The organism is Phocaeicola vulgatus ATCC 8482, assembly GCF_000012825.1.
Taxonomy (GTDB): Bacteria; Bacteroidota; Bacteroidia; order Bacteroidales; family Bacteroidaceae; genus Phocaeicola; species Phocaeicola vulgatus.
Window position 1 is genome coordinate 178,743 of record NC_009614.1, and the last position, 17,867, is coordinate 196,609.

The window sequence follows — 17,867 nt, forward strand, 5'->3', positions numbered from 1 at the left end:
AAAATTATCCTACCTAAATAATTACCTTTTCTTTTTATTTCGCAAAGATGATTTCTTTTATATGCTCTCTCTAAAAAACACCGACCACAGAGTTTTAAATCTTCTTGAAGCTCTTGCTTGAAACTACCTTTTTTCATTTTACAAATACAATATCACCTACATGTTCCCCAACAAAGAAACGCGCCATGTCCGACGTTTTATACCATGCAGGCTTACCGGTCATATCATCCGATATAACTTTACCGTTTATCTTCAGATTCTCAAAACGAATATTCTTCACCATCCGTTCCTCGTCGTAGCCAACGATATGTGAGAATTCGGCATGATCGCCATTATAGGTAATATCTTTAAAAAGCACATTCTCAATGCCCCTGCCCGGAGCCTTGCAATACTTCTTATTGTAAAATATACGCAGATTCACCAATTGTCCTTGCCGGAAATTCTCGATGCGGATATTCTCGAACCGTACATTCCGGACCAGATTATTATCACCTGCATTGATAGCCAGACAGCCTTGATAATCCACTTGCATTTCCCGATGATCCAAAATATCAATGTTCCGGTAAGTCAGATTCTCCATCACTTCATTCCTATCCACATCTCCGTGTAACCCGATAAAAATAGGGTGCGCCACATCTGCCCACAAGGTAGAATTCTGCATTGTCACATTACGGCATCCGCCATGAAACCCCATACGTGTAGCATACACGGTAGTGCAATCATCGGAGTTACGGCAAAATACTCCATCAAACAAGACGTTGTTGCTGGCAAATACATTCATACCGTCCCCCCACCCATATGAACTGACAGCCTTTACATTGCGGATTGTCACACTGTCCGAACCTCCAGTGGGGCATTGGGTTGTGATGAGACCTTCCACATATATATTTCGTGAATTAATAATGCTGATGCCTGCCCCACGACCTTCGGGATGCACCTCACCCCGTCCCAGAATTTTCACATCACGGGCATTGACCGCACGGATACATCCACGCACAATGGCCCCACCTGCCACATAGACCGTCTTTCCCGAAGGAACATTAAGTGTATCGCCGGGTAACTGATGTATTCCCGGAGCAAAATAAATCAGATTCTTATCTTTCAATTTCTTCGGGCGATTTTCATCTATCGGATTCGCAAAAAGATGAAGATTATGGAATATGTCTCCATTTACCTCAATGGACAGATTACGCGGACGGTCTAGCGTAAAAGTCATCGTACTGCCGCTAATCTGCGGAGTGATACCATACGACAACGGACGCACCCTGCCACTCTTTACTTCTCCTTTATTATAGGTAACGGAAACTTCCACCTGACCGGAAAAGTCAAAATATCCCATTGAGGCTAGTTCAACATGATGCTTCGTCTGGCGTACTTCATCTACTTTCATCGGATAAGTAACTACTTCTTTCCATCCACTGCCAGATTGCCTCACCCGAACTGTAAAATCGTCTTTCAACTCCACCCCGTCACTAGGAACCGTATAAGTTATCAACTGGTTTTGTGCATAAAGAATACAGGTCATCATCCATAAAAGACCTGTCAAGCATAATGTTCTCATTCTTTTCATTTGTAAAGTCTGCTATTTATTTTAGAATATACGTTCAATAACTATCAATCACTCAAAGCGCCTACCAGCAATTCTAATATACCACAATTTCATTATCAATTAGGGCATGAAATAATCCTTTACCTAAAGAATATTCTTATTTCACACCCTAACTACTATAAATCAGTCTATTGATTTTCGATTTATCCTTCAGTTTTTATTACCAACCAGGATTCTGCGTTAATTGCGGATTCAAACGTATCTGCTGACGAGGAATAGGATCTAAATAATCCCTTTGTGTATAAAGCAAATTACCAGCCAAAGTTGCTATAGAACGTCCATAGTCAGGGTCGTTAGGATCAGAGCCCTCATAAAGCCCATAAAGCAAAGGATATTTTTCTGGATAATAACAGGGTTCACCGAAGTAAGTGGCATCATTGGCTTTCTCTGTTTCGTATGCCGTCCCCAAAACATGTCGACCCAATTTACGACCAGTCAAGTTAATATGCGCAATACCCCAACGTTTTAAATCGTCCATACGAAAACCTTCACCAAAAAGTTCACATGCACGCTCTCTACGTATTTCATCCAACATATTCATTTTTTTACAAATAGTTTTTCCTGTAGCATGATCCCAATAACCAGCATCCCAAACATTAGCAATTAACGCATTGGTCAAAGGAGCCACTCCAGCACGAGCACGATTTTTATTAATAGAGAAATTAAGATCTTCATCTGAAATGTTTCCATTATTCAATTCACAAGTCGCCTCGGCATAAATACAATGCACCTCTGCCAAACGAATCAATGGAAAATCTGCAGATTCTGTATTATCCGGACGATTTGCCCCTTCAATCAAATACTTACGGCTGCTGTATCCCCCCATTGTACTATTATTTCTAATTGTGGGATGGAAGACTGCACAAGAACTACTATATACGGGATCAGTAGGATCATAATGATCATTGTCCTTAGGAAACACAGGAGTAGGATAAGGTTGACTAGCATCCATACGTTGACGTCCATCTTCAGTACGGCTACTATAAGATACACGGTCAGGTAAGAAAGTACAACCAACAAAACGATAATCACGATTACGATATTCACCTATAAATGTTGCATATCCCTCGAATTCTGGATTATTCTGCGCATCAGACATACTACCTGTATAACTGATACGAATAGGAAGTCCATTACGACAAAGGAAAGATTCACCAAACTGAGCACTCATACCCGTTGCTGCACCTACCATGACCGAATGCGATAAATTAATACCACCACGACTCAGATCGTAGTCATATTTTTTTGAGAAAATAAATTCTTTATTCGTACTTTTTCCAGCACTTTTGAAATTAGGAATATTTCCACCCTTATCATCAATATTAAACAAATAGTAATAACTCAAAGAATCACATTCTGCCCACAACTTATAAGTTCCACTTTCAGCTTCTTCTATCACCTCTTTTGACATCTGCTTTGCTTCTGTCAACATATCGGTTATAGAAGGATATCCTTCCGGTTTAACAGTTCCTGCCCCCTGCGAACTCCCATCACCATCTAAATCATAATTGATAGCAGGAACATACTTTTCCCACGTAGCCTCATAAAGCAATACTCTGGCCAAAAAAGATTTGGCAGCTTCCTTGCTTACTTTTCCTTTGCTTCCTTCCGGAATTTCCGTTTCTTTAGGCAAACGCTTTACAGCCTCTCTTAAATCGGACATAATAAAGGCTGCCACCTCATACCGACTGTTTCGCGGGGCCTGTAACACTCCATCACTAACAGTCAACACATGGTCTGAAATAGGCACACCACCAAAATGTTGCAACAAATAAAAATGCTGCCATGCGCGAAAAAAATAAGCAGTCCCCACAGACTGGGCAATATCACTTTGGCTACCATCATAAGCTTCTGCCTTTTCCAACAATATATTGCAAGTACGGATATGCGAATAAGGCTTATCCCAACTCCAATTTCCTTCCGATGCCGAACCACCTCCATTGCTTCCTAATCCACTGATATCCGTCCCTCGGTCCATTATATCACCGTATGACGGCTTATTATCCAGATTTTTCCATCCAATTACATTATATAAAGCATTGGCTGCCTGTTCAAAATGTTCAGGAGTCTTAAACACAATAGCCTCTGTTCCCTGAGACAACGGTTCTTTATCAAGAAAGTCACTGCATGCAGTCAATGACATCACCACAGCCGATGCAAGAAAAAATTTATTTATTATGGTTTTCATATGTTTATATTTTAACAGGTTATTAGAATGTAACATCTACTCCGAATGTCAGCAATCTGCTGAACGGGAATGTGTTATTTGAATTTTCACCATATTCCGGATCATATCCATCCTTTACTTTTGTCCATTCCCAAAGATCATCACCGGAGAAGTAAACTCTCAATTTACTGAGTCCGGCTTTTGAAATCCACTTTTGAGGCAATGAATACCCCACTACCAAAGATTTCAAACGGACATACCGATTATTCTGAACACTGACATCTTTATTATTATAATTCCACTTATTAAAATTCTGGTCACGTGAAGCAATAGTATATTCTGCATCCCGATTATTCTCACTCCACATTTTCCCTGCGAAGTTTTTATTTTGCAGAACATAATTTGTAGTCCATGGAGCAGCCAAATATCCACCTCTTAACAATACTTGTTTACCTACTCCTTGGAAGAAAGCCGAGAAATCGATTCCTTTCCATTCCAATCCCAATTTAAAGCCAAATGTCAAACGAGGGGCCATATCTCCTGCATAGTAAAGATCATCTTTTGTTATAGCACCGTCACCATTCAAATCGACTACTTTACGAGCCCCCGGACGAAGTGTATTAGTAGATGCCTCCTGAGGTGCAGGAAGAATATTATTAGCTTTCGGTCCTGAATGATCCGCATTCCAATAATACTTCTCATAATATGCAGCCACTTCATCTGCACTTTGGAAAATACCATCAGTTTGGTATACATACAATGCTTGTCTTGGCATACCGATTAAGCGATTTTCATTCTTACCCTCATTAGGTACATTTTCATTATTAGCTAATTCAAGCACTTTTGACCATGCATCCGAAAGAGATCCTCCAATGTTATACTTTACCTGACCTATTTGATCATTCCAATTCAAAGCCAACTCCCAACCACGGGCACGAAACTTACCATTGTTGGTTTTAGGAGCAGCCGCACCTAAAATAGAAGGATATTGTACATCAATAAACATACCGTTATTGGTCTTGATAAAATAATCAAATGAACCTCTCAAACGATTGCTAAGAAAAGCAAAATCCACTCCCACATCGTGGCTGTCAATAGTTTCCCATGTACGTTCCGCAGATCTCATACCGTCTACCCACAATGAAGTATGCGTACCGGGATTTACACCAAAAATAGTCGTACCAGTTTTGATAGTAGCAAATCTCTCGTAATTGTCAATACCTTCCACACTACCTGTTCTACCATAATTGTAACGCAGCTTCAAATCACTCAACCATGAAACATCTTTTAAAAAGTCTTCATTTGAAAGTCTCCAAAAACCAGAAATAGAATAAAAATTTTTCCAACGTTGTTCTTTCGCCAACTTAGAAGACCCATCCCGACGACCCAATACCTCTATTGAATATTTATCAGCATAAGTATAATTCAAACGCCCTAAATAAGAAACCAATCCCCAAGAATTCTGTCCACCATATGCCTCATTATTATTTCCATTCACCCATACATCCAAATCTGCTAATCCAGACCCCGGATAAACAGCACCGGATTTACGAACCGCACCTACCCTTTTATATGTTTCTTGTTCGGCAGTCATACCCAACATGGCAGAAACGCTATGCACATCAGCAAAAGTACGATTATAATTAGCAAAAGCACCTAAAGTAATGTTTTCCCATTTCGCTATTTCTTCTTTCAATTGTCCGGGACCTTGCTTATTACCAGTCTGTGTACCTACCCAATCATAATATTGTACTTTATTCTTCACTTCCTGCATATTTCTCTGTACAGTCTTATAAGCCCCCGAAGCTGAAATAGAAAGTCCTTTTACCCATTTAGAAAAATCATAAGTTGCTTTAGCACTTCCTCTAAAAGTTGTCAATGAATTTTTCTTCTCCCCTCCTTGGGTCAACCCACCAATAGGATTCCGGTTACCACTAAATGTATCATAAGCCTGACCATTTTTATTATACACAGTCCAAAACCAAGGATCAAAATATCCAGCTCCCACATCAGTAGTTGGGGTTATAATATCACGTTTGTCATACGACATACTTGTTTCAAATTTCAAAGCATCTGTCGCTTGATAATCAGCATTTAAACGACCACTATATTTTTTTTCTCCATCATTAGCAACTTTCAACTGTGAATTATTATCCGCATACCCCAAAGACGCTCGATAACTAAACTTTTCATCTGCTCCAGAAATACTAATCGAATGCTTTTGAGAAGTTGCCTGACCATAAAGATAATCCATCATATACACATTTGGGTCCCAACGTTCCACTTTATCACCATTTTGTAATGTCAAGACTTTACCTGCACGAAGAGCATTAAAAAGAGTTTCCCCCTTATATACTGTTGGTGCACCAGTAGCCGGATCAATATCCGATTGATCCAAAGTAGGACCACCAAAAGAATTAAATATCCACCAATTTACAGCTTTATGAATTTCATCAGCAGTAGTTAAACTAGGATTTAAAGCGGCAGCATCATTATATTGAGCTTCATAAAACATATCCAACCATTCCCGATTATTTGTAATAGGAGGCTGAATACCGTTAATTGTGCGACTAACAGAGCCACTATATGATATTTGAGCCTTTCCTTTTTTACCACGCTTTGTTGTTACCAGTACAACACCTGAAGCCGAACGGGCACCGTATATCGCAGCCGAAGCATCCTTCAAAACTGAAATATTTTCAATATCACTTGCATCCATAGCATTTAACTCATCCAATGAACCTGTTATACCATCAATGATAACTAATGGAGAAGATTTTCCATTAACAGAAATATCACCACGTATTTTCATCTCTGCTCCCTCACTACCCGGACGAGTAGAAGTGCGTGTAATAGTCAATCCCGGAACTTCACCTTGCAAAGCTACTGTAGCATTAGCAATACCCTTATTTTTAAAAGCCTCATCCCCCTTGATCTGACTAATAGAACTAGTTAAAGAAGCTTTCTTTTGGGCACCATAACCAACTACTACTACTTCATCCAGCACCTCAGTATCCTCTTTCAAAACGACCTTAACGTTTGTTTTCCCTGATATATTAACTTCCTGAGTCTTGTATCCGATATAAGAAATGACCAATATGCCTTTTTCCGGAACATTATTCAATGTAAAATTACCATCAAAATCGGTAATTGTACCATTAGTCGTGCCTTTTACTTGTACCGTAGCACCAATTACCGGTTCTCCTGTAGCATCCACCACTTGCCCTTTTACCGTTCCAGTCTGCATAACAGTCTGCACCCCATTCACCTCTGCAAATACAGTCTGCGGGCTACCTGCCAACAAGGCAGAAGCCATCACCGTAGAAAACAAGATTCTTCTCGATGAAAATTTAAAGAATTCGTTTTTCATAAACTTAAAATTTAATATTAACAGTTTTATTGTTGTTTTCTTATTATATACACTGTTTGATAAACTCGCGCACCTCATGCCGCCCTATCCTTAAATGGTTTTCAACGGTACGGTGCGAAAGATTTAATTCCGCTGAAATATCTGAAATAGATTTGTCTTCAAAACGACTCATTGCATAAATAGTACGACGCCGTGGAGGAAGCAAAGACAATCTATATTTCTCACACGCTTCCAAATCATTGGCCACCACACGAAGTTCTGTTTCATTTGTATAAGCAACCGTATGCTCATATAAATAAGAAGTAACTTCTTGCCTCTTATAATAACGACGTAAATAGTCAGTTACCAAATTACGAGCAATAGTAAAAATAAAATACTTAATAGTCTCTGCACAGAGCATCCGATCGTAGTCCATCAGCCGTACATACACATCTTGAGCCAAGTCTTCCGCCTCTTCTTTATGAGCTATCCTATAATAGATATACAGATAGACCGAATGATGATAATTCGTATAAGAATCCTCTATTAATTGAGTAGATTTCATGGATATGTTTTTCATGTCTTCAGCTTTTTGGGTTACATTTACGAATGCAAATATAGAAGGTAGAAGGACAAGAAAAACACTTTTTCTATTCTAATAAATCTCATATCATTACCCTAGACCAAAGACAGACTAATCCGCTAGTTTATAACAGATTAAGAATTTGACACACTCAGTATCATATAATAATTTGAGACTCTCAACAAAAAATAGAGAGGTTATTCATTGTTTTTCCCAATACTTCGGATGTACTCATTGGGAGTGATATTAGTCGCTTTTTTAAAATATCGAAAGAAAGAAGCTCTTGAACTGAACCCACACAACTCAGCCAAAGCACTCAAAGTGTATTTAGCATATTCATCTTTCTCCACCAAGCGCTTGAATTCAGCCATGCGATAATCATTGATATAATCATAATAATTACGGTTTAGATACTGATTAAATAAATAGGACAAAGTATGAGATGATGTGCCAATGGACACAGCCAAATCGGCAATCTTCAAATTAGGATTAGTATAAGGTTTTTCTCTATGCATAACAATCTCCAATTTCTCAGCCAACCGTTTACATTCCTCCACACTTATCTTATTTGTCCTGTATTTCTCTTCCGCTACAATATGGGATTCCTCAACTGGCTGAATCTCCTTTTCTATAACTTTAGCAGAGTCAGGCATCAGTTCTTCCCTTTCGTTCTCCACCTCTTTCTTTTTTTGATAAAGGACAGCAATGCTTCCGGTCACCACAGCTATCACGATGAACACTATGCTCCATATACTAATAGAAGACGCTATTTTAACCGTTAGCTGAGTTTCTGACTCTGGATTCCCCATCTGTCTTACTTTAAAAGTATAATTACCGGACGGTAAATCATAATAAGTAATATCCGAACGACCTGTCAAAGCCATCCATCCGGTATCCTCACCCTCTAATTGATATTCGTATGACATAAAAGCAGGTGCCGTATAACTGAAATCAGAAAAGTAAAAGGTAACATTCTTCTGAGAAGCTTCCAATGAAATTTCACTCTTGCCGCCATCTCCCACAACAGATTGCACTACAGATTTTCCATTTACACATATATCTGTTATGGCAACCGAATAGGGAACGGATTTCCTCTGATTCATCCGCACTGTATCCAAATACAGAAGCCCTTTGGAGTTTCCAAACCAAATGCCGTTCTCATCACGTACCGGCGGACAAAGAGTAAAAATGGAACTGGGAATACCATCAACAAAATTATAAGGAATAAAATGGTCTTTCTTATCATACCGGAACAAACCATTGTTAGTTCCCAGCCATAACCACTTTTCACGATCCTCTACAATAAACATACCATCATTCCCATCCAAAGGAGTCCCCGGCTGCAAACGCCTAAAAATAGTCATAGACAAATCAGAGATAAAAAGAGAGCCTTTGTCCGGAAAAAAATAAAGATCATGGTTGGAATCTTCGTAGATCACTCTTATTTTTTCCTTATGAATAAATCCCTCAGGAAACACATCGGTTTTCAATGTCCGGGCAGAGGGGTCCCAAATGCACATTCCATTCTCTGTACATATCCATCCTTTATGAGTGGAATCAAAATAGATTTCATATACGTTCCCTTCTGGCAACTTAGAATTGGCACTGGTATAATGAGCTATCTGTCTGCCGTCTTTATAGCAGAATATTCCTAAAGATGTTCCTATCCACAAATTCTTTTCACGATCCTGCTTGATACAAAAAATATGTCCCTTACTAAAAGGCATTCCTCCATCCGGTTCAAAATCTCTGAGTGTCAAAGTCGCAGGATTTAAAACATACATTCCACCACCGTATGTACCTATATAATACTCATTCTGATAATACAGACAACTGAAAATCATATTTGAGCGTAACTGTGGAACCTTGAAACTTTTATAACGATGATTTTCTTCGTCAATATAAAAAAGTCCGTCACGAGATCCAATCAGTTTCTCTTTCTCTTTGATAGCAAGTGCACGTACTGGCATATCTCTGGAATCAAAAAAAGGAGCATACGTATAAGTGGAGAACAGCCCACTCTGATATAATGTGTAATCCAACCCCAGCTGATAGAATCCTACCCAAATCAAACCTTCTTTATCAACCAAAACAGAATAAACGGAATTAGAACGCAAAGTTTCATCCTTCCCTGTTTCATGACGCATGGAACGAACAACTTTCTTTTTATCCGTTGATACAAAATGAACTCCGTTACCATCGGTTCCCACATACAAAAGGCTTTTCCCATCACCGGATAAAGAAGAAATTACATTACAACCTACATCAACAAAACGAGCAAATTCTTTAGTTTGTGTATCGAAACTGATGATTCCCTGCCCCATCGTTCCTAAATAAAGCATACTCCCAATCCTAGCTATATTCTTAAAAGAACAAACATGCTTCTCTTCCATCACATTATGATAAGCCTCTATTTTTCTATCTGAAAGTCGCAGAGAATAAAGACCATTCTCCGTAGCCATCCAAAGTATTCCATCTTCTCCCAAATTCAAGCCACCAATAGAGTTCGCCGCCGACAACATATTAGGATCTATCATAATTTGGTTCAAGCTACCTCCTTTATAAATGAAAAGCCCCCTTTCTGTTCCGATATAAAGTATTCCTTTCCCATCATGTAAAAGAGAGCGCACAGCATATCCTATCGTTTCACGGGCAATGGGCTCCAAACTATTTTTCTGCTTGCTAACACGCCATAATCCACTACCATTCCCCATCCACAATTCATTGCCAGGCATCTCAGCAATGGCATTTACCCGTTTCAATTTTTCATCTGAACCCGGAATAAGATAATGCTTGAAATGAATTCCATCAAAACATTCCAACGAATTGCCGGTCCCCAACCACACATAACCTAAAGAATCTTTATAGATGGCATTTACCACTAAATCTGATAATCCCTCAGTTACAGACAAGCCACGAAAAGCGTAGGAACGAGAGAAAATGGGTAAAGACAAGAATATAAGAAACAATATAAATATAAATCTTAAAATGTTTTTCATTACATTGTGCATATTTGGAACCTCGTGTTTATCAAATAATGCAAATATAGTGAAAAGGGAATATATTTTCCCTATCAAAAAAAGAAAAAATCATCATCCACTTCTTATTTGCTGTATGAAAAAGAAAGGATGATGATTTAAAAAGATTACTTTATAAAAGAAAGTTTATATCAAAGTTTGCGTAAATCATGTCCGGGCAACAAATTATATTCTTTTCCATTCATCCTGACTTTACAAGGTGCAGAAGCTGCATATTTCCAAACGCCCTCTTTATACACCAACATCACATCTGTTACTGTCAATGAACTTATTTCAACATGTGGAGTTTTCAATAGTGTACCTCCTCCCAAAAAGAAAATACAATCATCGCCTTGTTTATTTCCCCACAATGCATAAGCAGCTTGTACAGTCATTTCTCCACTTTTACACAAATGACCTGCATCATCCGAAGAAATAATCCGGTCCACACGCCCCTCTTTTTGTTGAATACAAATTCCGACATGACTTCCAGCCACACCACTTTCCACTTCTGGAAAAGTAACGGAGGAAATACATCCCGGCTCCTTTACCGAAGAAGGTTCATAAACAGCTACAAACGGACGATTCCAAGCTTCACCTTGTTGGCGGGCTACAAAAGTCAACGTAGGTTGCTCTTTGATAGCATAAGGCATATCCGGAATCCGGCTCAATCCTTCAGTCATCGGGCTCAAAGCCGAGAAGACTTTACGTTCAGGAGCACCTTTCATCCACATATTCATACTGATATTATCCTCATCCGGCATCTGTATAGTAAACATTGTTTTAATATCTTTGGAGGTCTCGGCACTTTTCTTGTCAAACAAATAAGAATAGGCATATATATGTGCCCCAGCAAAAGCCAGTTCCTCCGTTGGTTGAAGAAACAAGCTACTCCCATCAGCAGCAGTCAAGTTCATGGTTTGTCCCATATTATGATAAAAATAATCATGCATTTTATCTCCTCCCTCCACTTTCCTGCTACGGAAAATATCGACATAATATCCGTTCTTTTCTCCTGTAGTCACAATACTCATCATACGGTTTTGATCAGCTTGTGATTCAGGTTCACGGAAAAAGACTTCACTATAACTCACAGGCTGATAATCTACTTTCATCCCTGCTTCGGGGTAGCAGTTCAATAATTTGAAAGCATGATTGCTTTTCATAACCGGATAAGAAGAGATTCCATCTACACAAACCGTATTGTGTGCAGGGAACTGACTATAATACTCCAAATAATCCAAACCGGAATAAAGGGTCAAGCCAATACCTCCATCCGGTGCCAGACGATATCCTTTTCCATAAAGTTCCATGCTGATGCCATTGGCATGCATGTGATTCCCTTCACTGGCATTTTGGGCAATCATCAAACTATGACGTTTGTCCATGCCATTGCGTTGCACCAACCAACTGGCATTGGGAGCATAAAAAGTAGGAGTTACATAATCATTGATATCACCGGCAGGTATCTTATCATCAATTACCAAAGGCTTGTCACTGAAAAAAGAAGTTACCGCCACCCTCACATTTTTCTTTTCAGTCGCCGGTTTGGAGGCATCGGGATCAAATAACTTCAACATAGCAGTAAATTGTCTTTCTTGATATTTTTTACCATGTTTCTGGGCATTAGCTACCATACGGGCAAAGATAGCAGGATTCAATTTACCGGGATGTGTATCGCCAAAACCCATTGTCATACAATCCGGAAACAAATATTGCGGGTCGGCGGCCACCGCTTTTTTTATGACAGGAATCTCCTCGGTCAGGTCCATACCCAAATTACGGTCAAAGATAGTGACCATATCCGTATAATCCCCGACAACTACCTGACTATAACCCGGACATTCAGCCCAAATACCGGTTTCAGCATCATAACCATAATCAGCAAGCTGTTTCAGTGACCATTGACGGATGGAAGAACGATTCAACACATAATCAATATAATACTCGCCTCCCTTTTTATCCGGATAAGAAGCATCAGATTCCAAAATCATGCCGATGCTCATGATATAACGTGCCTGCATCAGATTCCAGTTATTATGCGGCACTCCATTATCAATGATATTATCCGCCCATTTCTTGAATGCTCCGGCATAGATGTCCATCTTATCAGCCTTATCGGTTTTCAAATAATCATATAAAAAATCATACAATGGAACCAAAGCATTCACAGCATCCTCGTGAATGACTTCAAAACTGCTCATACCCACCAAAGTCTGCTGATGTCCATGATTCAAATCCTTGGGAACATTCCGGTAATAAATCCCCGTCATATAAGTGTCAAATACCGAAGCTGCCAAATCAGCATATTTCTTCTCCCCGGTCATCCACCAAAGAAAAGCGGCATCACGGGCGATACCCAGTATCTCTACATTAATACTTTGGATGATATTTCCGGTTTTACTGATATTCACCCATTCGTACGGTCTGCCTTCCAACGTCCCATTTGCCAGATACATTCCCCGAGCATCTTCCTGATAAGGCTTCAAATCTTCCAGCTTGGGACGTACATAGTTAGTTGCATGACTGCGTGCACCGGTATACATCACCGTAGGAGCCGGCGCCTTCTCTCCTCCTGCATGATCATAATATTCTCCTTTAATATATACCTCCGTTGCATGAGTTTTCCAATACATTTGCAAACGGGAAGTAAGCCATTCAGGCCCTCGGTCAGCATACCGGTCAGTCCGTTGCTTTAACTTTTCAAACACTTCCTGTGCCCACGGTTCTTCCTTTATCAACTTCTGCGTTTCAACTTTGCCATTACTATCCGTCAGATAACGGGGATGACCTTGTGACAGTTTCACCGATAAGGAAGTTTCCTGTGCATATAATACACTTGTTACAAGCAAGCATATCCATAAAACGATCTTTCTCATAATTCTATTCATTCTCTTTCACAAAAATACGTATCATAAAGCTATTCCACTCAATCCAAATGAATTATTTTATCATCCGCCTCTTCCATTCAAATTTAAAGTTACCGAATATAAAATGTTTGCTTTACCGGCTCTGCAGTCTTTATCTTAGGATCAGAGTTTTTTCCGTATTGCCATGCTATTACAGTTACTTTTACCGGATAGGTGGTTTTAGGAGGAATAGCAGTTAATATCAATCGATTACCATCCACATAAGCCGGTCCCGATTCCACATAAAAATCTACCGGCAAGCCACAACTGGAAACAGCAGATAAAGAAACGTACTTAGTACCACGCTTTATGTCCGGTAACGTTGCAAACTTAATATATTGCTGCTGTCCTTCCGTATTTTTAACCGGAATTATCATCTGAGCTTGCTGAACAGCCGGTTTATATTCTTCATCTCCCGGATGAGTTATTGAAAAAACAATATCCGATTTCTTGTCCGTCCATAAAGTTCCCCGATTCCATTGTATTCGAAATGTCACAGAATCAACTAAAACAACTGGGCCGGTAATCATCTGCAGGACCGGAGCTTTTCCAGCATGACCAATAGATGCCCCAACAGGCAAATCAGTCCAATTGGAAAGTCGGGGACTTTCTCCTGGAACAGTATCCAAAAAAACAGGGGTCAATTGAAATGTGATACCATCTTCCTGTGGTATAAAAGCCGGGTGAACTTGTAAATGAGTATTCTGTTGGGATACTGTTTTTCCGTTTTGAGACACACTTACCAATTGTGGCTTCATATCGTAATATCGGGATTGATACGCCAAAGTAGCCTCTATCATCTCACGATCAAAAAACCAAAATGCTTGTGCAGGATCCCCTTTAAATTGATTTACCGGTGCCGGAATACATGAAGGCTTTTCATTTTTTTTCCATCGCTCCATCAACCATCCCTCCTTTGTCGGATCTACGTGTCCATAATGCATTGCCTTCTTGATATAGAGAGCTATATATTGTGCTTTTTCCGGAGTATAGGCAAAGTGTCCTTCAGCAGGACAGGCCAACATGCTTAAAGGCAGCAATGGATGCTCCTTGCGTTCTTTCAAACCTTCATTGCTCCATGTATGTGCTGATTCATATTCTCCCATGGTTTCCAGACAAGGAATTTTATTGATGTTACGTTCTCCCCAAATATCCGGACATAGCCAGCGATCACGATGATATGGCCACTGACCACTGACAGAAATGCATGCCAATGTACGTTCCGGTTTATAGGCAGCAAGATAATAAGGCCAACTAGCAGCAGCCGAATGTCCTATGGCTATTAAAGGAGCTGTAGACAACTCTTTATATCCAGATTCTTCAGCAAGATCTGCCAAAAGGCCATCCAAAGTTTCCCATGCCCCATCCGTAAAATCAAATCCATGATTGAAAGAAGGACATACCCATATTTGAGCAACATCAAGCTCAGCCATACGTTGTCGGAAAGCCTCATCTTCAAGGATAGAAATTTCCTCCATATTGTGTTGGGCAACCAAGATTGCTTTTACTTGTTCACACTGCCCGGGAATCCACAAGTAAGCCCTTGACTCAGGATTTTTGGGATGAGTACTAAAATTATGGACGGGTACAGACCATTGCCAAATTCCTGTTTGTGCAACAAGCGTAAATGATAAAAGCCAACCGAATATTCCAAATAAAAATACATGTTTCATAGCTATCTTCATTGTTTATTATAAAAACGAATCAGAATCAAGAAACACTCAACTTTATTCTAAAATTATCTTCCAAAGAAATGAGTAAAAACCTATCTTTGTACGTATTAGATACATATACAAAACTTAAATAGCATGAATAAACACACTTTATCTGTAGCAATCACTTTCCTATTCTGTACCCCAATATCAGGGGGCATACCGGACGGAATTTACCACAAAGGATGGATAGACTTCAACAAGAACGGGAAAATGGATCTATATGAAAATCCTAAAGCCCCGCTGGAAGACAGAGTACAAGACCTGCTTTCACAAATGACACTAGAAGAAAAAACCTGTCAAATGGCCACACTTTACGGTTCAGGACGCGTACTAAAAGATGCGTTGCCTCAAAACAATTGGAAAACAGAAGTATGGAAAGACGGAATAGGAAACATAGATGAAGAACATAACGGATTAGGGGCTTTCAAGTCCGAATATTCTTTTCCATACGCCAAACATGTGAATGCCAAACACACCATTCAACGCTGGTTTGTAGAAAAAACACGTTTAGGTATCCCAGTAGATTTCACCAATGAAGGTATTCGCGGATTATGTCATGACCGGGCAACCTACTTCCCCGCCCAGTGCGGACAGGGTGCCACCTGGAACAAAAAATTAATAGCCCGTATCGGAGAAGTGGAAGCTAAAGAAGCAGTGGCATTAGGATATACCAACATCTATTCTCCCATTCTTGATATCGCCCAAGACCCTCGCTGGGGAAGATGTGTAGAAACATACGGAGAAGATCCTTATTTAGTAGGAGAATTAGGAAAACAAATGATTACCAGTTTGCAAAAATATAATCTGGTAGCTACTCCGAAACATTTTGCAGTTTATAGTATCCCGATAGGCGGACGTGACGGAAAGACACGAACCGACCCACACGTAGCCCCACGAGAAATGCGTACCTTATATATAGAACCTTTCCGGATGGCATTTCAAGAAGCCGGAGCGCTGGGAGTAATGAGCTCTTATAATGACTATGACGGGGAACCCATTACGGGAAGCTACCATTTTCTGACCGAAATATTACGTCAAGAATGGGGATTTAAAGGATACGTAGTATCGGATAGTGAAGCTGTGGAATTTATCTCCAACAAGCATAAAGTAGCAGATACATACGAAGACGGAATAGCACAGGCGGTCAATGCCGGACTGAATATCCGTACCCATTTCACTCCGCCTGCCGATTTTATCTTGCCTCTTCGTAAAGCTGTTGATAATGGCAAAATCTCTCAGGAGACTCTCGACAAACGGGTAGCCGAGATACTTCGTATCAAATTCCGGCTAGGCTTATTTGACAATCCCTATCGTGGCAATGGTAAACAAGCAGAACAAATAGTCCATAGTAAGGAACACCAAGCTGTATCATTGGAAGCTGCCCGTCAGTCGCTGGTATTACTAAAAAATGAAACTAACCTGCTTCCTTTATCCAAATCTATCCGTTCCATTGCTGTTATCGGTCCCAACGCCAACGAACAGACTCAATTGATTTGCAGATACGGTCCGGCCAATGCTCCTATTAAAACCGTTTACCAAGGTATAAAAGAACTGTTGCCTCATACAGAAGTGATCTATAAAAAAGGATGTGACATCATAGATCCTCATTTCCCAGAAAGTGAAATCCTTGATTTTCCGAAAACTGCGGAAGAAGTCCAATTAATGGAAGAAGCCATTCGTGCAGCTAAACAAGCCGAAGTGGTAGTCATGGTATTAGGAGGGAATGAACTGACCGTCAGGGAAGATCGTTCACGAACCAGCCTTAACCTTCCCGGACGGCAGGAAGAACTTTTAAAAGCTGTTTGTGCAACCGGGAAACCGATCATTCTAGTAATGCTCGACGGACGCGCTTCTTCTATAAATTACGCAGCAGCTCATATACCTGCCATTTTACATGCTTGGTTTCCCGGAGAATTTTGCGGACAAGCTGTGGCCGAAGCCTTGTTCGGCGATTATAATCCGGGGGGAAGACTGGCAGTTACTTTTCCTAAATCTGTAGGGCAAATTCCTTTTGCTTTTCCCTTTAAACCAGGGTCAGACGAAAGTTCCTCTACTTCCGTTTACGGAGCGTTATATCCTTTCGGGCATGGCTTAAGTTATACTACTTTTACTTACAGTGATTTACATATATCACCATCACACCAAGGAGTACAAGGAGATATCCATGTAAGTTGTAAAATCAAAAATACAGGAAAAATAAAAGGAGATGAAGTAGTACAACTTTATTTACGGGATGAAATCAGCAGCGTTACCACTTATACCAAAGTATTACGCGGCTTTGAACGTATCAGTCTGAAAGCTGGAGAAGAACAAACTGTTCATTTCAGATTGCGACCACAAGATTTAGGATTATGGGACAAAAATATGAATTTCCGTGTGGAACTGGGTAGTTTCAAAGTAATGCTCGGAGCTTCTTCTACAGACATCAGATTACATGGTCAGTTCGAAATAACGCCCTAAACCTCCCACCATTTTAACTCAGCATGGAATGACAGGAATATTCAGATTCCTATAAATA

General features: G+C 39.9%; 8 protein-coding genes. 1 reads left to right on the forward strand and 7 read right to left on the reverse strand.

Annotation, left to right across the window (positions count from 1 at the left end; all coding sequences use genetic code 11):
• Positions 1–133: 133 nt before the first annotated feature.
• From BVU_RS00630 to BVU_RS00660, 7 genes are all read right to left on the reverse strand, one after another.
• Positions 134–1,570 carry a glycosyl hydrolase family 28 protein gene (locus BVU_RS00630; RefSeq protein WP_005843085.1) on the reverse strand — a complete coding sequence of 479 codons (1,437 nt, stop codon included), beginning with the start codon at positions 1,568–1,570 and terminating at the stop codon, positions 134–136.
• A 199-nt stretch (positions 1,571–1,769) separates the two neighbouring features.
• Complete coding sequence (locus BVU_RS00635; protein ID WP_005843087.1) at positions 1,770–3,797, reverse strand: RagB/SusD family nutrient uptake outer membrane protein; 2,028 nt, start codon at positions 3,795–3,797, stop codon at positions 1,770–1,772.
• Between the two features lie 22 nt (positions 3,798–3,819).
• The gene (locus BVU_RS00640) at positions 3,820–7,146 is read right to left on the reverse strand and encodes a SusC/RagA family TonB-linked outer membrane protein (RefSeq protein ID WP_005843090.1); all 3,327 of its coding nucleotides are present in this window, start codon (positions 7,144–7,146) and stop codon (positions 3,820–3,822) included.
• Between the two features lie 43 nt (positions 7,147–7,189).
• Positions 7,190–7,705, reverse strand: coding sequence for a sigma-70 family RNA polymerase sigma factor (locus tag BVU_RS00645; protein WP_005843092.1), 516 nt, complete (start codon positions 7,703–7,705; stop codon positions 7,190–7,192).
• Positions 7,706–7,905: 200 nt separating this feature from the next.
• A complete protein-coding gene (locus BVU_RS00650) occupies positions 7,906–10,719 on the reverse strand; it encodes a two-component regulator propeller domain-containing protein (protein WP_011964627.1) in 2,814 nt (937 codons plus the stop codon).
• Positions 10,720–10,877: 158 nt separating this feature from the next.
• The gene (locus tag BVU_RS00655) at positions 10,878–13,616 is read right to left on the reverse strand and encodes a heparinase II/III domain-containing protein (RefSeq protein WP_005843098.1); all 2,739 of its coding nucleotides are present in this window, start codon (positions 13,614–13,616) and stop codon (positions 10,878–10,880) included.
• An 89-nt stretch (positions 13,617–13,705) separates the two neighbouring features.
• Entirely contained in the window at positions 13,706–15,307 is a 1,602-nt protein-coding gene (locus tag BVU_RS00660; RefSeq protein WP_005843099.1) for a hypothetical protein, read from the reverse strand.
• A 135-nt stretch (positions 15,308–15,442) separates the two neighbouring features.
• Here BVU_RS00660 and BVU_RS00665 point away from each other — a divergent pair, with 135 nt between their 5' ends.
• The gene (locus tag BVU_RS00665; protein ID WP_005843100.1) at positions 15,443–17,809 is read left to right on the forward strand and encodes a glycoside hydrolase family 3 N-terminal domain-containing protein; all 2,367 of its coding nucleotides are present in this window, start codon (positions 15,443–15,445) and stop codon (positions 17,807–17,809) included.
• Positions 17,810–17,867 lie beyond the last annotated feature (58 nt).